The following is a 17074-nucleotide window of genomic DNA, read 5'->3' as shown; positions in this document are numbered from 1 at the left end:
TATGGGATATATTGAAATGCGAAACAGTTGTAAAACATATCAAATGGGAGAGACAAAAATATTTGCAAACAGGGATGTGAGTTTCTCCATTGAAAAGGGGGAACTCGCAATTATTCTTGGCTCGTCGGGTGCCGGAAAATCAACTGTACTGAATATTTTAGGAGGAATGGACACCAACGACAGTGGAAATGTAATTATAGATGGAAAAGATATTTCCAACTATAATGCAAGACAACTGACTACATACCGGAGAAACGATGTCGGGTTTGTTTTCCAGTTTTATAATTTAGTACCGAACCTGACTTCGAAAGAAAATGTAGAGCTTGCTTCGGAAATTGTAAAAGATGCGCTTGATCCACTTCAGGTGTTAAAAGATGTGGGATTGGCAAAAAGAATCAATAATTTTCCGGCGCAGCTTTCGGGTGGGGAACAGCAGCGTGTTGCCATTGCGAGAGCGATCGCAAAGAATCCGAAAATTTTGTTGTGTGACGAACCAACCGGTGCGCTGGATTATCAAACTGGTAAGCAGGTGCTTCAGATTCTTCAGGACATGTGTAGAAAAAAAGGCGCAACTGTTGTAATTGTCACTCACAATGGTGCCATTGCTCCGATTGCGGATCGTGTCATTCATATGCATGATGCGACTGTGAAAAAAATTGAGATTAACAAACATCCGAAAAATATTTCAGAAATTGAATGGTAGGTGAGATTCGTTGAAAAAGAAAAAACTGTGGAAAGATATTAAAAAGTGTTTTATAAACTCCAAAGGTCGTTTTATTTCGATTTTTTGTCTGATGATGCTGGGATCTTTTGCGTTGGTGGGCCTGAAAGTCACAGGACCGAACATGAGAGAAACAGGAACTCACTATTTTGAAGATTTGAATTTATCGGATCTTACCGTTATCGGCGATTATGGAATTGATTCGACGAACCAAAAGGCAATTAATCAGCTGTCAGGAACGAAAAAAATAGAGTATGGCTATTTAAAAGATGTGGAGATTAAAAATACGACGGACAGTATTCGCCTGTTTTCTAATCCGAACACTATTTCAAAATATGAACTGACAGAGGGAGAAGATGCAAAAAACGAAAATGAAATTGTTTTGTCAGACACCTATAAGGATCAATATGACATCGGTGATACGATTAAGGTTACAGAAAAAGAAAGTTTGGGAACGAAGGTGCTGAAGAAACATTCTTTTAAAATTGTCGGATTTGCAAAGTCCGCGGAATTTGTTTCTTCGATTAACATGGGACAGTCCACTTCGGGAAGCGGCGAATTAAAAGGCTATGGATTTGTGAGCAGTGAGGTGTTCGATCCTGACTTTTATATGATTGCGAGAATGACTTTCCAAGATACGGAAAATGTTGATCCATATTCAGATGAGTATACGGATTTGATTCAGGCGCACAAAAATGAGCTGGATGAACTTTTGGAAGATCAGCCACAGCTTCGTTTGCAGGCATTGAAGGAGGAATACCAAGATAATATTGATGATGGTCAGCAACAAATAGATGAAGCAAAGCAGAAACTTGCAGATACCAGAGAACAGCTTAATGATGCAGGAGAACAGATTGAAGAAGCAAAAACGACGATTGCATCATCGGATTCTCAATTGAAGAGCGCCAAACAGCAGTTGGCTTCCGGAAAAACAACTCTTGCAGAAAAGTGGATGCAGCTGCAGTCAGCCAAACAATCTTTAGACAGCGCAAACAATACGCTTCAGACGACGGAGACGAAGTTGAAAACTGCATATAAATCACTTCAGGCTGGCAGGGAAAAGATAAATGCGGCAGAAACTGCATTATCATCAAAAGAGACACAGCTTGCTCAGGCAAAAAAAACAATTGCATCCAGTGAACAGGAATTGGCAACAAAAACAGAAGAATTTCAACAAAAGCAGCAGGAATACCAGACCGCTCTTGCCGATTTTACGGAGAAGCAGCAGGAGTATCAAAGCGCTTTAAAAGAAATTACCTCTTGGCAGGCTGCGTTAGACACGCATAAAAATACATTGAGCAGTGCGAAACAACAATATGAAACAGCAATTGCATCCTGTACGCAGAATATAAATACATTGAAGGAGCAGCTGACGAACCCAGATCTTTCACAGGAGGAAAGAGATGCTTTGAATCAAAAGCTGATAGATTCCGAAACGGAACTTGAAAAATATGAGGCACAGTACCAAAGCTTTTTGACCGATACGTATACGCCACAGATGGAAGGAATTACATCGGCACAGACACAGCTTGATCAGAAAAAAGCAGAATTACAACAGGTAAAAGCTGTTTTGGATGCAAAACAACAGGAGTTAAATAATGCTAAGCAGCAACTGGACCAGGCAGAACAAGAGATAAATTCAGCTTCTGAAAAACTTACTGCAGCCAAGAATGAAGTGGCTGCCGGGGAAACACAGCTTAATCAGGCAAAACAGGAACTAGAGACACAGAGCTCACTTTTGGAGGAAAAACAAAGTGAATACAATTCCGGTTATGCGAAGTATCAGGAGGGAATTGCTTTATACAACAATAATCTGGATACATATTATGCGGGTCTGACAGCGTGGAAAGAATCTGCTCAGACGTTATCTTCAAAGGAAGAGGAATATGAGGAAAACGCAGCGAAGTTAGAGTCGGCGAAACAGGAATTGGCAGATAAGGAAAAAGAGTATGAAAGCGGTCTGCAGGAATTTAATGAAAAAGAAGCAGATGCAGAAAAGGAAATTGCTAAAAATGAAGAAAAATTAGAGGATGCCAAGGAGGAGATGAATAATCTGGAAACGCCTGTGTACAGTTTAAGTACCAGAAGAGAAGCGCCGGGGGCAGACGGCTATAAAATCTATAATACAATCTCCACCATTATTGATGCACTGGCAAATGTATTTCCTATTTTCCTGTATTTTGTAGCTGCCCTGGTAACCTTGACTACAATGACTCGCTTTGTAGATGAGGAACGTGTCAATGCAGGTACTTTGAAAGCACTGGGATATACCGACAGAGATGTTATGAAAAAGTTTACTGTCTACGGTTTGATTGCAGGGGTATCAGGTACGATTGCAGGTATTCTTTCAGGCCATCTGTTATTGCCGGAAATAGTTTATAATGCTTATAAAAGTGGGTTTGATGTACCTGCGATTGAAAGACACTTTTATGTAAAAACGTCACTGGCAGCACTGGTGTTGTCTATCTTAAGTGCAGTTCTACCGGCGTATGTTGTAGGGCTGAGAGAATTAAGAGAAAAGCCGGCGGCTTTGTTGCTGCCAAAGGCTCCGACAAAAGGTTCCAAGATCTTTTTGGAATATTTGAAACCGATTTGGAGTAAAATGAGTTTTACACATAAGGTGACGGCAAGAAATATTTTCCGGTACAAAAAAAGAATGTTCATGACAATTTTCGGAGTATGTGGTGCAGTTGCGCTCTTATTTACAGGATTTAGTGTGCAGAATTCTATTTCAAAAATCAATGACCGTCAGTTTGGAGAACTTATTAAATATGATTTGATCGTGGCTCAGAACAGCCATTTGAGTGAAGAAGAACAGCAGGATTTAGATTCTCTGTTAAGCAGCGAGGTGATCAAACAGCAGCTTCCGATTCACTATGAATCAGTTAGCAAAGTTGCAGGAACGAAAAAAGATGATCAGGAGATAAAAATGATCGTCACACAGGATGAAGAGAAGTTTCGTGAGTATTTCACTCTTACAAATCGTAGGGATAAAAAAGAGATCGACTTAGACAATGATGGAGTTGTAATATCGGAACGACTGGCAAAATTATTAGATGTGAAAGTAGGAGACCGTTTTACGATTACAGATTCTAATGATAAGGAACATGAAGTTGAGGTTGCAGCTATCACAGAAATGTATACAGGTCACTTTATGTTTATGACGGACAGTTATTACGAAACTGCTTTCTCGGAAAATTATCAGGCAAATGCAAATTTAGTCAGTCTGAATGACCGATCTACAGATAATGCAAAGCAGCAGGCAAGCCGGTTTATGGAATTAAGTGGTGTAAAAGGTGTTGTCCAAAATACAACGATGATCACTCAGATCAATACAATTGTAGATTCATTGAATCAAATTATGGAAGTTTTGATTCTTGTGGCGGTTTTACTCGCAATTGTAATTCTTTATAACCTTACCAATATCAATGTTGCGGAGCGTATTCGAGAACTTTCGACAATCAAGGTCCTTGGATTTTATGACAAAGAAGTAACACTCTATATTTATCGGGAGACAATACTTCTTTCATTGCTTGGTATTTTAGCAGGATTTGGGGTGGGAGATATTCTTTTCCGCTATATATTGGCTGTTGTTCCACCGGATGAGGTCATGTTCAACCCGGCGCTCGGTGTAAAAGCGTTTGCGGTTCCGGCAATTTTGATTGCAGTAATCACATTTATACTGGGCTGCATGATGAATCGAAAATTAAGACATTTAGATATGCTGAGTGCATTGAAATCAGTAGAATAACAATACGAAAAAGAGACACTGATGACGGATTTTTGTCATTTCAGTGTCTCGCTGTGATTTAAGACCGACGTACTGTAGAGAAACAGGACATCCTGATTTTTAAAATCAATCAGTGATGGAAGCGAATAGCTTGAAAGATAGCGTACATCCAGCAGTGTAATCTTTTGGTATCCGGTGGCAAGCAGAGGTGCAATGGCACTGCCGAAGGAATCGCGGAAAATAACAAGTTCACGGTCTGTCTGTACGGCAGGATTTTCAATTGTGATATAGGACAAAGAGCCGGACAAAAAGAGCTCGTAAGGGTCTTTTCCATCGCCTTTTACAAAATCATACATGGAAATTTGACGGTTGTTTTGATGGTCGAATACCGTGCACTGCTCTATTGTAGGACTTGTCAGGTAGCAAAGTGGTTCACCGGAAAGATTCTGAGCCGCCTGCCCTGCATAAGCGCCACGAAAATCTTTTGTAAATACCTGCTCTTGAAAATCATCTGAGGCAAAAGTACCCATGGAGTCTGCAAGATGATTTGCAACATCGATGATTTTTTCCTGCCGCCAGTGGGGATCGGTCTGATAATAGTCGGTTAACTCCAAAAGCGGTGCAATATCGATATAATGCATCTGCGGATTTGCATCTTGCATCGTCTGGAAGAAATCATCATAGTCCATTGTCAGTGCAGAGTCATCGTCTTGTAAAAAATAGTTCTTATCCGGAATGATGGAAAGATAGATATTTTCCGTATTCCCTTTTAGACAGGTCTCATAAATTCTTTGAAACACTTTCGAGGCGTTCTTCAAAGAGTCCTCGTGCATCGGATATTCCATTGCGATTGCCATATCATCTTTTAAGTACAGTCCTTCTATATCTGATTTTCCAAGTAAATCGAGAGAAACAGTTGAATACAGGTGGCGGAATGCTTCTCGCATCGGAAACTGATCGACCGCATATTTATCAAATTTTTTCATAAAGCTTCCGGAGAGCAAGCTGCCTGTATCTGGCGAAGGAAACTGTGTGAGCGGGCGCCTTTCGCTGAGGGAAACCGCATCGGACGGCTTCAGAAAACAGGCGATGGAAAAAGAAAATAAGAGAATGCCTGTAGTAACAATTACGATTCTGTTTTTCCATTGGTCTGACATTGAAAATACCTCCTTCTAAAAGCGAAAATATAAAAATGGGTTATAAGAATCCTGAATAAGATAAGCAGTCACAGTAAGCATTAAAACAATCAGGACAGCCGGCTCTAAAATATTGAGGAGCTGTTTCGCCGTTTTCTTTGTACGGAATCTTTCAATCAGCTGCGCAGCAAATGGGGTGGCGCTGACCACAGAAATGGTGAGGATAACACCATAGCTTTTGAGATAGTATAAGAATTCTTTTGAAACAAGTGGCAAAGAGCCGCCGCTAAACATGACCTTGAGCGTTTCGAGAGCATCTTTGGTGGAGACTGCATTGAAAATGACAAAGCTTACGGTCACTGCGAGCAGGACATACATATGGGAAAATAAAGGATGTTTTTGCAAAAATGCAGAAAATCCTTGCTTTTCTAATACAAGCAGAACCGCAAAGAACATTCCCCACAGGACAAAATTCCAAGATGCGCCGTGCCACAGTCCGGTCAGAAACCACACGACTGCGATGTTAAAAAACCAGCGGCTTTTTTTCACGCGGTTGCCGCCCATTGGGATATAGACATAGTCACGGAACCATGACCCCAATGTAATGTGCCAACGTCTCCAGAATTCCGTGACACTTCTTGACAAATACGGGTAATGAAAATTATCCGGAAAATGGAACCCAAAAATATTGCCGAGACCGACCGCCATATCACTATAACCAGAAAAATCAAAATAAATCTGCAGCGCAAAGGAAAAGGCATACAGCCAATAATAGAGAACAGAGCGGTCTGTGGAGGTTTGAAAGGTACTGCAAAGCGCGCCGAGAGAGTTCGCAAGAAGAACTTTTTTGGATAATCCAAATATGAATTTTCGGATGCCAAGTGCCGCTTTCTCAACAGAATGTTTCCGCACTTCAAGCTGTGCTGCAATGTCTTTGTACCGCACGATCGGTCCTGCGATCAACTGCGGGAACATCGACACATATGCTCCAAAAGAAATCAGATTTGTCTGCGCCGTACAGTCTTTTCGATACACATCGATGAGATAACTCAAAATTTGAAAGGTGTAGAAGCTGATACCGATTGGCAGAGCAATGTGGAAAAGCGGTATAGACAATCCAATTGCATTCAGGTTTCCAATCAAAAAATCAACGTATTTAAAATACATTAAAAGTCCAAGATGAATACAGCAGGCGCCTGCCAGAATCAGTCGGGAATGCTTCTTTCTCTCGATGAGGATACCTTCGATATAACCCAGTAAGATGGAGAGAACCATCAAAAAAATATATCGTGGTTCTCCCCAGGAATAAAATATGAGACTGAAGAAAAGCAGAATGAAATTCTTCCATCGAAAAGGCACACAAAAGTAGCAGACTAAAACAAGCGGTAAAAAGTAATATAAAAAAGGAATGCTTGAAAATAACATACTATAGGTTCTCTTCCATCAAGATGACTGCAGATGGATATTGGTCTGTCAACTGTGTTTTGAAATAGTTGATCAAGTCTGTATTTCCAAAAGCAGAGACAACATAATCATCGCCAATTTGAGCGAGAAGTAATACTTCCGGGAATCCACACATCCATTGGTTGCCAAGTATAGATTCTTTTAAAGAATCGGCAAAGGTATTGAGCGTTTTCGGGTCAGACAGATGAAATGCAGCTCCCGTAAATGTATTCGCATTCATTGCATGAATCAGGCTTGCTGCATCGTCGATCAGACCTGCTGAATCTTCAGGCACAATCAGCAGAGAGCGTAAACTTTCCGTATCGCTGACATCGAATTTCCCGGGCTTATTGTCGGTCATATTGTTGTAGTCACCGCCCATAGCCTGAAATTTGTTGTCGTCCGAGTATGAGGACCAGACCGTTGTGAGAATCTCCAAGGCATCTTTTGGTGAGGTGTCTTCTTTTGAAGATTGTTTTTTTGTACAGCCTGCCAGTGAGAATGTTAAAAGGAAGGCTAATAGAATTGATAAAAATTTTTTCATAAGATCTCCTTTTTCTTGAATTTATTTTGTGGCTATATTGTATCAGAGTCAGGGCGGAATAGCTAGGTGGAGAGACACAAAATTTCTCAATTGCAAGTTCGGTACAGAAATGATATAAATAAAGACAAAGGAGGCGTTTAGCATGGATTTTGAGCAGGCAAAACAGGCTTTTGAATTGTACCTTAACGGGTATGACAGAAAGGATGAAAAAGTTTATCTAAAAATTGTACATACATATGGTGTTGTAGACTGCAGTGAGGAGATTGCAAGGAGGATGGGATTGGGAGAAGAAGATATTTTTCTTGCGAAAATTATTGCCCTGCTGCATGATATAGGAAGATTTGAGCAACTTAAATTATATGATTCATTTGAACCGGGCATTTTTGACCATGCACAGTATGGTGCAGATATTTTGTTTCGGGAGGGGCGAATCAGAGAATTTCTCCCGGAGACAACGTGGGATGAGACAATCGAGACGGCAATCCGTTATCACAGTGCATTTCAGCTTCCAAAGATTTTGGATTCAAGAACTTTATTGCATGCCGAACTGATTCGGGATGCGGATAAGCTGGATAACTGCCGTGTGAAATTAGAGGAGCGGGTGGAGGTTCTGCTTGGAGGAGCGAGTGCGAAAGAAGCAGGAGCGCAGGAAATCAGCGAGAGAGTCTGGGAGGCATGTCTCAATGAACGCTCCGTATTGTCTGAGGATAGAAAGACAAATCTGGATTACTGGGTATCTTATATAGCATATTTTTTCGATATTTATTTTACGGAAACGCTGCAGATTATTCAGGAACATTCTTATGTGGAAAAGATTGTGGACAGGATCCCGTGTGAAAATCTTATCAGTAACGAACGGATGCAGGAGTTGAAAAACCATGTCATAAAATATATAATGAATCGTGTAACGAAAGCGAGCAAAAAATAATAGGAGGAAATGCGAAATGAAGGTTACGAACGACATTATTTATGTAGGAGTCAATGACCATCAGACCGATTTGTTTGAAGGGCAATATGCGGTACCGAATGGAATGGCTTATAATTCTTACGTAATCAGAGATGAAAAGGTCGCAGTTGTAGATACTGTAGATGTAAAATTTACACATGAATGGCTGGACAATGTTGGAGCCGCACTTGGAGGAACAAAGCCGGATTACCTGATCATTCAACATATGGAACCGGATCATTCTGCGAATATTTATAGCTTTATGAAAATTTATCCAGATACAACAATCGTAGGAAATGCAAAGACATTTACGATGATTGCGAATTTCTTCCGTGATATGGATTTAGATGAGAAAAAGCTGGAAGTAAAAAATGGAGATACATTGACACTTGGAAAGCATGAACTGCAATTTCTGTTTGCTCCGATGGTGCATTGGCCGGAAGTGATGCTGACTTATGACACTTATGAAAAAGTGTTGTTTTCAGCAGATGCATTTGGAAAATTCGGCGCACTTGATGTGGAGGAAGATTGGGACGATGAGGCACGTCGCTACTATATCGGTATTGTCGGAAAATACGGAATGCAGGTGCAGAACGTGCTGAAGGCGGCACAGAATTTGGATATTCAGATGATTTGTCCGCTGCATGGACCTGTTTTGAAAGAAAATCTTTCACATTATATCGGAAAATACCATACATGGTCTTCGTATGAGGTAGAATCAGAGGGCGTGATGATTGCCTACACATCGATTTATGGAAATACAAAAAAAGCGGTGGAAGTGTTGGAGAGTAAACTGCGCGAGAAGGGATGCCCTGAAGTAGTTGTATGTGACCTTGCCCGTGAGGATATGTCAAAAGCAGTGGAAAATGCATTCCGTTACGGAAAACTTGTGCTGGCGACAACGACATACAATGCGGATATCTTTCCGTTTATGAAGACATTTATTGAGCATTTGACAGAGCGGAATTACCAAAATCGCACAATCGGACTGATCGAAAATGGAAGCTGGGCGCCACTTGCCGCAAAAGTGATGAAGGAAATGTTTGAAGAGAGTAAAAACATTTCCTGGCTTAAGCATAATGTGAAGATTATGTCTTCGCTTAATAGTGATAATATGGATCAGCTTGAAGGTATGGCGGAGGAATTGTGTAAAGAATATGTTGCACAGTCTGATACAAAAGCGAATAAAAATGATTTGACAGCATTGTTTAAGATAGGATATGGACTTTATGTTGTGACTTCCAATGACGGGGAGAAAGATAACGGACTGATTGTCAATACAGTGACACAGCTTACAGATAATCCGAACCGTGTGGCAGTGAATATCAACAAAGCAAATTACTCACACCATGTCATCAAAAAGACGGGCGTGATGAATGTGAACTGTCTTTCTGTGGAAGCACCATTTGAAGTGTTCAAGACATTTGGATTTCAGAGCGGTCGCCTTGTCGACAAATTTGCAGGATACCAGACACTTCGCTCTGATAATGGACTGGTATTCCTGCCAAAATACATCAATGCATTTATGTCTTTGAAAGTGGAGCAGTATGTGGATCTCGATACACACGGCATGTTCATCTGTACGGTGACAGAGGCGCGGGTGATGAGCGATAAAGAGACGATGACATATACGTATTATCAGAAAAATGTAAAACCAAAACCACAGACAGAAGGAAAGGAAGGATTTGTCTGTGTCGTTTGCGGATACATCTACGAAGGAGATGTCTTGCCGGATGACTTTATCTGTCCGCTTTGTAAACATGGAGTGGCGGATTTTGAGCCGATATCGTGAAATGAAGGAGTCGAAGAAATTCGGCTCCTTTATTGTGTCTGAACATTCTTATTTCATTTCATAATCAAATGATAATTGCTATCGTAATACAATCCGAGATCATCGCAGATTCTTTTATTTATCGCTGTGAGTGCATCGTGGTATTCTTTATATTTCGGGGACAGCTCCATCATATTTGGAATAAAAATATCGTTGTACCCTTGATTTTGGAGTTCTCGCATAAATCGACGTTGCGAGATGAACGCAGGGTGATATTTGCAAAAGAAGCTGTTGCGAAGTTTTACATTTTTTCGGGTCTGCTCTAAAAGTCTCTGATACTCCTCGTCTGTAGGATTTAAGTACTGATAAATTTGTTTGTCAATCGTTTCCAGCTGTTTTTGCAAGGATGGTTTCGGCAAAATATGCTGCATTACAAATCCTGAAAATCGCAGAAAGAGAGGAATGCGTATTTTCGTATTATCTAAAAAAGATAGAATTTGTTCATATGCTTGCTGCTGCTCGGTTGTTGTAATTGCAATCTGGAGATAGGGGGTAAAATGGTTCAAAAAATAGTAACCATAAAATCCAGGAATCATGTCCTGCAATGCGTCGGCGATTGTCCTGTAATCTACAACTGCACTGATTTCGTCCACATTTTGCTCGGAGAGAAAATGTTTTAGAGCCTCAAGTTCTTTAGTTTCTTCGGAAAGATTTTTACTTTTTTCTTCATAAATTTGTTCTAAGAGAGATAAATTTCTTGTTTCTAATATTTTTTTGATATCTGCAATACCGATCCCCAGTTTTCGATAGACGGAAATTTCTTTTAAAATGTTAAGATGTTCTTCTGAGTAATTGCGATAACCGTTCGCATCTTTTGTGACATGGAGAAGTCCTTGTTCTTCGTAATATTTGATTGCCCGTTTTGTGAGATTGACCTGTTTTGCCACTTCGCTTAATAACATAAACGGTATGCTCCTTTCCTTGTGATGGGTATATTATAAGGGGGTACGCAGCGTACAGGTCAAGGAAAATCAGAAAATATATCAACTTTTTTCTTGTGTGGGTAAAAGAGTTATCGTATGATTGGTATAGACAAGTTACAGAAATGGGAAGAAAGAGTGAGAAAAACAAATGAGGATTTTAAATATTACAGCTCAGAAACCGCACAGCACGGGAAGTGGAATTTATCTGACGGAGTTGGTAAAGAACTGGAATGCCCTTGGACATGAGCAGGCAGTTCTTGCGGGAGTTTATGAGGAGGACAGCGTAAATTTCCCAGAGGGAGTTATATTTTATCCGGTGAAATATTTGTCGGAGGAGCTGCCGTTTCCAATTGCAGGAATGTCGGATGAGATGCCATATAAGAGTACGAGATATAAGGACTTTACAGAAGAGATGTTTCAAGCGTACCGGAGTGCATTTCAAAGGGTGGTGCGAAAAGCGGTCGAGGAGTTTTGTCCGGATTTGATTGTGTGTCATCACCTGTATCTTCTGACTGCGTTGGTGCGGGAATGGTATCCGAAGAAGAAAGTCATTGGAATTTGTCATGGCTCTGATTTGCGTCAGATTTGTAAAAATCCATTACAGATGGAATACATTCAGAAGTGGATTCCGCAGTTGGATGGCATTGTGGCATTGCATGACGGACAGAAGAAAGAGATTATCTGGATTTTTAATTGCGGCGAGGAGCTTGTGCACACTGTCGGGGTTGGCTACAATCAAAACATTTTTTATCGGAAGAAAACAGAACAGAAACCGTATAAACAGTTGGCATTTGCGGGGAAAGTGACAGAGAAGAAGGGGGTTTTCAGTCTGCTTCGGGCATTGGAGATGCTTTCGATCAAACCGGAAAATCTGGTTGTGAAGATTGCAGGAGGGCATGGCAGCAGAGAAGAGTATGAAGAAATTTGCAGGCTTGCCAGGGAATGCAGATATCCGGTGATATTTTTAGGCAGTTTGCAGCAGGAAGCTTTAGCAGAGGTATTTCGGCAAAGCGATGTGTTTGTTCTCCCGTCATTTTTTGAAGGATTGCCACTGGTGACGATGGAGGCAATGGCATGTGGATGTAAGGTGGTCTGTTCGCAGATTTCTGGGATGGAAGAGTGGCTAGATGAGCATGTGCCGGGACAACAGGTGGAGTTTGTTCCGTTGCCTGAGATGACTCGGGTAGATGAGCCGAAAGAAGAAAAATTGCCGGAGTTTGAAAAGAAATTGGCGGAGGCAATAGAGAAGAAATTAGAACAACAACAAGAAGAATGTCCCGATTTGAACGGTGTCTCATGGGAAGGCATCAGTCGGACTGTTCTGGAAATGATAACGTAGAAAAGAGGAAAGAACATGTTTATAGATATGCACATGCACGAATCGACATTTTCAAAAGATAGCTTTTTAAAATTGGATGAGATGGTGGAGCTTGCAAAGGAGCGGGGACTTGGAGCAATCTGCATTACAGATCACGACGAGATGGGACTGCGAGAGTATGCGAGAACATACTCTGAAAAAACAGGATTTCCGATTTTTGTGGGAATTGAATTTTTTTCTCTGCAGGGGGATATCGTGGCTTTAGGAATCGAGGAATATCCGAAAGAGCGGGTGGATGCACAGAAGTTTATCGATATCGTGAAAGAGCAGGGCGGAATCTGTTTCAGTGCGCATCCATTTCGCAATAACAACCGTGGATTGGAAGAAAATCTGAGAATTGTAAAGGGACTGGACGGTGTTGAGGTGCTCAACGGAAGCACACTTCCCGAGGCAAACAAAAAAGCGGCAGATTATGCAAGAGAACTTGGACTGGTCACTGTTGGCTCAAGTGACTGTCATATACCGGGAAAGGTCGGCTTTTTTGCAACTTATTTTCCAGAGGAGGTGCGCACGATGGAAGACCTGATTCGTGTGTTTAAAAGTGGTAAGTGTAAGCCGGCTTACTACTGGAATGGAGAATACAAAATATGGGATATGGAGACACCGATTCACAAACCATTTGAGATTGAAAGATAAGAGGGAACTATGACATTACAACAGTTGAGATATGTGGCGATGGTGGCGGAGAAGGGAACGATGACCGAAGCTGCAACAGAATTATATATATCACAGCCAAGTCTCACCAAATCAATCCGGGAGCTGGAAAAAGAGCTGGAAATTGTAATTTTTGAGCGCACAAACAAAGGGATTGTTGTCTCACATGAGGGGGAGCAGTTCTTGGCATATGCAAGACAGGTGATTGAACAGGCGGATCTTTTGGAAGAAAAGTATATGCATAAATCCGGCAGAAAGCAGCAGTTTTGTGTTTCCACACAGCACTATTCGTTTGCGGTGAATGCGTTTGTGGATTTGATCAAGGAGCATGGAACCGCCCAATATGATTTTTCTCTTCGGGAAACACAGACATATGAGATTATAGAAGATGTCGCGGCGATGAAAAGTGAGTTAGGGATTCTGTATCTGAATGATTTTAATGAAAAAGTGCTGCGAAAAATTATGAAGGTAAAGGAACTTGTGTTTACAGAACTGTTTGTGGCAAAGCCGCATATTTTTATAAGCAACAGACATCCGCTGGCGAGTCGAAAATCTGTGACAATGGAAGAGCTTCATGAGTATCCGTATCTTTCGTTTGAACAGGGAGAACATAATTCCTTTTATTATTCGGAAGAGATTTTCAGTACAGTACAGAGGATAAAAAATATCCGGGTGCGTGACAGAGCGACACTGTTTAACCTGCTGATTGGGTTGGACGGATATACTGTCTGCAGCGGAGTGATCGATTCGGAGCTGAACGGGGGAAATATTGTTGCAGTGCCGCTTGAAAAAGAGGGGGATATGCATATCGGATATGTGAGCCATCAGAAGTCACATTTCAGCCGTTTAGGAATAGCATATATAGATGCACTCAAACGAAATATCGACGAAAATACAGAGTTGATATAACTAAAAGTTATAGCTAACAGATATTTTTGGATATTTTACGTATTTATTGTGTCCCGATATAATACCTTCATAGATTACCGGAGGGTAAGACAAAAGTATTTGGAGGTAGAAGATATGAGTAAGAATGCACCGTTTCGATATGATTTTGTAGGAAGTTTTTTAAGACCTGCACAGTTAAAGCAGGCGAGAGCAGATTTTGAGAGTGGAAAAATATCGGAGAAACAATTGGAAGAAGTTGAGAATGAGGCGATTCGTGATCTGGTAGAAAAACAAAAGGCAGCAGGATATCATGTGATCACCGATGGAGAATTTCGCAGAAGCTACTGGCATTTGGATTTTATGTGGGGATTAAATGGGGGTGAGCATATTGAGCTGGATCACGGATATTTCTTCCATGGAGAAGAGACTACGCACGGCTCCGTTGCTGTGAGCGGAAAGATCAGCGGAGAGAATCACCCGTTTGTAGAACATTTTAAATTTGTGAAACAATTTGAAGATGAAAACACAGTGGCAAGACAGACAATTCCTGCCCCGGCGCAGCTGCTGGCAGAGTTATTTCGAGAAGAAAATGGGAAGAATACAGTGAAATTTTATCCAGATGAGGAAGTGCTCATTCAGGATATTGCGAAAGCATATCGCACTGTGATCAAAGAACTTTATGAAGCAGGCTGCAGAAATATTCAATTTGACGATTGCACATGGGGGATGTTTTGTGATAAAAAATATTGGGAGGCAAGACAGCAGGATTGTGTTACAATAGAAAGCGAGGCAGAAAAATATCTTCGCCTGAACAACCTTGCGATTGAGGGAAGACCAGAGGATCTTGTGATTACAACTCATGTATGCCGAGGAAACTACCATTCTACCTGGGCATCATCAGGCGGATATGAGCCAGTGGCAAAATATCTGTTTGCAAATGAGAACGTGGACGCATATTATCTGGAGTTTGACGATGAGCGCTCGGGAGGATTTGAGCCGCTTAGATTTGTCTCAGATGATAAAAAGGTTGTTCTTGGGCTTATAACAACAAAATCACCGGTTCTTGAGAGCGAAGAGCTAATCAAAGAAAGAATTCGGCAGGCGGCCGAGTATGTACCGCTGGAACGTCTGTACCTCAGTCCTCAGTGTGGATTTGCATCGTGCGAGATCGGGAATAAACTGACCGAGGAGGAGCAGTGGGCAAAGCTTGCGCTTGTTAAGAAGATTGCCTCAGCAACTTGGAAAGAATAGAAAATTGAAAGAAGTGGTACTGTGAAACGATCAAGACAAATGTCGGAGTCCATTCGGCTTGGAATTATACTTGCGCTTTCGGGAGGGTTTATGGATGCCTATTCCTATATGTGCAGAGGAAAGGTATTTGCGAATGCCCAGACGGGAAATATCTTATTATTTGGTATCTATATGTCGGAAAGACAGTGGGATATGGCAATCAGGTATTTAATTCCGGTCATTGCATTTGTGACCGGAATCGGAGTTGCAGATCTTGTCCGAATGAAGATGAAAGAAAAAAGTATTTTCCACTGGAGACAGCTGTCGGTGTTAAGTGAAGCAGTTGTATTATTTGTAGTCTGTTTCATACCGCAAAAGTTCAATCTTCCGGCAAATAGTCTGACGTCACTTGCCTGTGGGATACAGGTTGAGAGTTTTCGGAAGATACATGGAAATGGAATTGCGACGACGATGTGCATTGGAAACCTGCGTAGCGCGACACAGCAGATGTGTGAGTATTTGGGCTCGAAAAGAAAAGAGCATCTGAAAAAAGGGTTCTTATATTACGGAATTATTTTTTGTTTTGTAATGGGGGCCGTTTTTGGGAATATCTGTGTGAAATATTTGTCTGAAAAAGCATTGATAGTCTGTGTGGTGATGTTAGGTATGGCGTTTGTCATGATGTTTATAGATGGAGAAAAGCAATAAAAATGCCGGCGTTTGCCGGCGTCTTTATTTTACATGTCTTTTAATCGCTTCAAAGCTTTCCGCACTAATCACGTGTTCCATACGGCAGGCATCTTCGTTCGCTGTCTCTTCCGACACGCCGAGGCGAATCAACCAATCGGACAAAAGACGGTGCCGTTCATAGATCATCTCTGCTATTTCACATCCGGATTCTGTGAGATATATAAATCCGGCATCTGTGACTGTAATATGATTCTTCTCGCGCAGATTTTTCATTGCAACGCTTACACTTGATTTTTTAAAATCCAATTCGGTTGCGATATCTACAGAACGGACAACCGGTAACTTTTTGCTCAGCATTAAAATTGTTTCAAGATAATTCTCAGCGGATTCGTTTACAAAAGGTTTCATAAGCTTTCCTCCTTTTACTATGCATTTTATGAGCATTATACCATATACTTAGAAAGATTGCATTGACAAATAAATAGGATTTTGATATTCTCTAGTTAGCTAAAACTAATTATTGGTAGAAAATAGAAACTGTGTAGAGAAAGGAATTTATCATGAAAAAGAATCCAATCAAAATTCTTTGGCTTGTAATCGGTTTTTTAGCAATGGGGATTGGAATGATCGGAGTGGCACTTCCGGTACTTCCGACAACCCCATTTCTTTTATTGGCATCTTTTTGTCTGGCAAAAGGTTCTGAACGATTTCACAAGTGGTTTACCGGAACAAAACTGTATCAGAAGCATTTAGACAGTTTTGTAAAAAATCGTGCCATGACTTTGAAAACAAAATTTTGTATTCTGCTTCCGGCATCAGCAATGCTGATTTTAGCAATGATTGCGATGAGCAATCTTCATGGAAGAATATTTATTGTGTTCCTTATTATTTTTAAATATGTCTACTTCTTTACGAAAATAGAGACAGTTCGTGATACAACATTGGTAGGGGAATAATTGC

15 protein-coding genes are annotated in these 17074 nt (G+C 40.9%); 10 read left to right on the top strand and 5 right to left on the bottom strand.

All coding sequences use genetic code 11. The annotated features are described in order from the left end of the window. Position 1 precedes the first annotated feature (1 nt). Together ACTQXY_RS06650 and ACTQXY_RS06645 are read left to right on the top strand one after the other, a co-directional pair. The gene (locus ACTQXY_RS06650) at positions 2 to 703 is read left to right on the top strand and encodes an ATP-binding cassette domain-containing protein (RefSeq protein ID WP_441658834.1); all 702 of its coding nucleotides are present in this window, start codon (positions 2 to 4) and stop codon (positions 701 to 703) included. Between the two features lie 10 nt (positions 704 to 713). Next, on the top strand, positions 714 to 4472 hold the full coding sequence (locus ACTQXY_RS06645; protein ID WP_441658833.1) for an FtsX-like permease family protein: 3759 nt from the start codon (positions 714 to 716) through the stop codon (positions 4470 to 4472). Positions 4473 to 4507: 35 nt separating this feature from the next. Here the strand turns inward: ACTQXY_RS06645 and ACTQXY_RS06640 are convergent, their stop codons facing one another. From ACTQXY_RS06640 to ACTQXY_RS06630, 3 genes are read right to left on the bottom strand one after another with little or no spacing between them, the layout of a single operon-like run. Then, the gene (locus ACTQXY_RS06640; RefSeq protein WP_441658832.1) at positions 4508 to 5608 is read right to left on the bottom strand and encodes a DHHW family protein; all 1101 of its coding nucleotides are present in this window, start codon (positions 5606 to 5608) and stop codon (positions 4508 to 4510) included. 15 nt (positions 5609 to 5623) lie between these two features. After that, positions 5624 to 7012: an MBOAT family O-acyltransferase gene (locus tag ACTQXY_RS06635; protein WP_441658831.1), complete on the bottom strand. Its 1389-nt coding sequence runs from the start codon at positions 7010 to 7012 to the stop codon at positions 5624 to 5626. 1 nt (position 7013) lies between these two features. After that, entirely contained in the window at positions 7014 to 7574 is a 561-nt protein-coding gene (locus ACTQXY_RS06630; RefSeq protein ID WP_441658830.1) for a hypothetical protein, read from the bottom strand. 142 nt (positions 7575 to 7716) lie between these two features. On the opposite strand from ACTQXY_RS06630, the gene ACTQXY_RS06625 reads away from it, so the two are divergent. Continuing rightward, positions 7717 to 8502: an HD domain-containing protein gene (locus ACTQXY_RS06625; protein ID WP_441658829.1), complete on the top strand. Its 786-nt coding sequence runs from the start codon at positions 7717 to 7719 to the stop codon at positions 8500 to 8502. Between the two features lie 16 nt (positions 8503 to 8518). Continuing rightward, positions 8519 to 10312 (top strand): flavin reductase, encoded by a 1794-nt coding sequence (locus ACTQXY_RS06620; RefSeq protein ID WP_441658828.1) that lies wholly within the window; start codon positions 8519 to 8521, stop codon positions 10310 to 10312. A 53-nt stretch (positions 10313 to 10365) separates the two neighbouring features. Here the strand turns inward: ACTQXY_RS06620 and ACTQXY_RS06615 are convergent, their stop codons facing one another. Then, positions 10366 to 11253 (bottom strand): MerR family transcriptional regulator, encoded by an 888-nt coding sequence (locus ACTQXY_RS06615; protein WP_441658827.1) that lies wholly within the window; start codon positions 11251 to 11253, stop codon positions 10366 to 10368. A 169-nt stretch (positions 11254 to 11422) separates the two neighbouring features. Between ACTQXY_RS06615 and ACTQXY_RS06610 the strand changes: the two genes are divergently transcribed. The 5 genes from ACTQXY_RS06610 to ACTQXY_RS06590 all read left to right on the top strand — a co-directional run bounded on the left by ACTQXY_RS06610 (position 11423) and on the right by ACTQXY_RS06590 (position 16132). Continuing rightward, positions 11423 to 12613, top strand: a complete 1191-nt coding sequence (locus ACTQXY_RS06610) for a glycosyltransferase (RefSeq protein ID WP_441658826.1) — start codon at positions 11423 to 11425, stop codon at positions 12611 to 12613. A gap of 15 nt (positions 12614 to 12628) precedes the next feature. Next, the gene (locus tag ACTQXY_RS06605; protein WP_441658825.1) at positions 12629 to 13288 is read left to right on the top strand and encodes a PHP-associated domain-containing protein; all 660 of its coding nucleotides are present in this window, start codon (positions 12629 to 12631) and stop codon (positions 13286 to 13288) included. A 9-nt stretch (positions 13289 to 13297) separates the two neighbouring features. Then, on the top strand, positions 13298 to 14215 hold the full coding sequence (locus ACTQXY_RS06600) for a LysR family transcriptional regulator (RefSeq protein WP_441658824.1): 918 nt from the start codon (positions 13298 to 13300) through the stop codon (positions 14213 to 14215). Between the two features lie 114 nt (positions 14216 to 14329). Continuing rightward, positions 14330 to 15445 carry a 5-methyltetrahydropteroyltriglutamate--homocysteine S-methyltransferase gene (locus ACTQXY_RS06595; protein WP_441658823.1) on the top strand — a complete coding sequence of 372 codons (1116 nt, stop codon included), beginning with the start codon at positions 14330 to 14332 and terminating at the stop codon, positions 15443 to 15445. A gap of 21 nt (positions 15446 to 15466) precedes the next feature. Then, a complete protein-coding gene (locus ACTQXY_RS06590) occupies positions 15467 to 16132 on the top strand; it encodes a DUF1275 family protein (RefSeq protein ID WP_441658822.1) in 666 nt (221 codons plus the stop codon). 24 nt (positions 16133 to 16156) lie between these two features. Here ACTQXY_RS06590 and ACTQXY_RS06585 read toward each other — a convergent pair whose 3' ends face one another. Further along, positions 16157 to 16522 carry an iron dependent repressor, metal binding and dimerization domain protein gene (locus tag ACTQXY_RS06585; protein ID WP_441658821.1) on the bottom strand — a complete coding sequence of 122 codons (366 nt, stop codon included), beginning with the start codon at positions 16520 to 16522 and terminating at the stop codon, positions 16157 to 16159. A 152-nt stretch (positions 16523 to 16674) separates the two neighbouring features. On the opposite strand from ACTQXY_RS06585, the gene ACTQXY_RS06580 reads away from it, so the two are divergent. Continuing rightward, positions 16675 to 17070, top strand: coding sequence for a DUF454 family protein (locus ACTQXY_RS06580; protein ID WP_441658820.1), 396 nt, complete (start codon positions 16675 to 16677; stop codon positions 17068 to 17070). Positions 17071 to 17074: the final 4 nt, after the last annotated feature.

Source organism: Faecalimonas sp. LCP19S3_D12 (assembly GCF_052121495.1).
Classification (GTDB): Bacteria; Bacillota; Clostridia; order Lachnospirales; family Lachnospiraceae; genus Faecalimonas.
The sequence above is the reverse complement of the archived record's forward strand: the minus strand, read 5'-3'. Positions and strand labels throughout refer to the sequence as shown.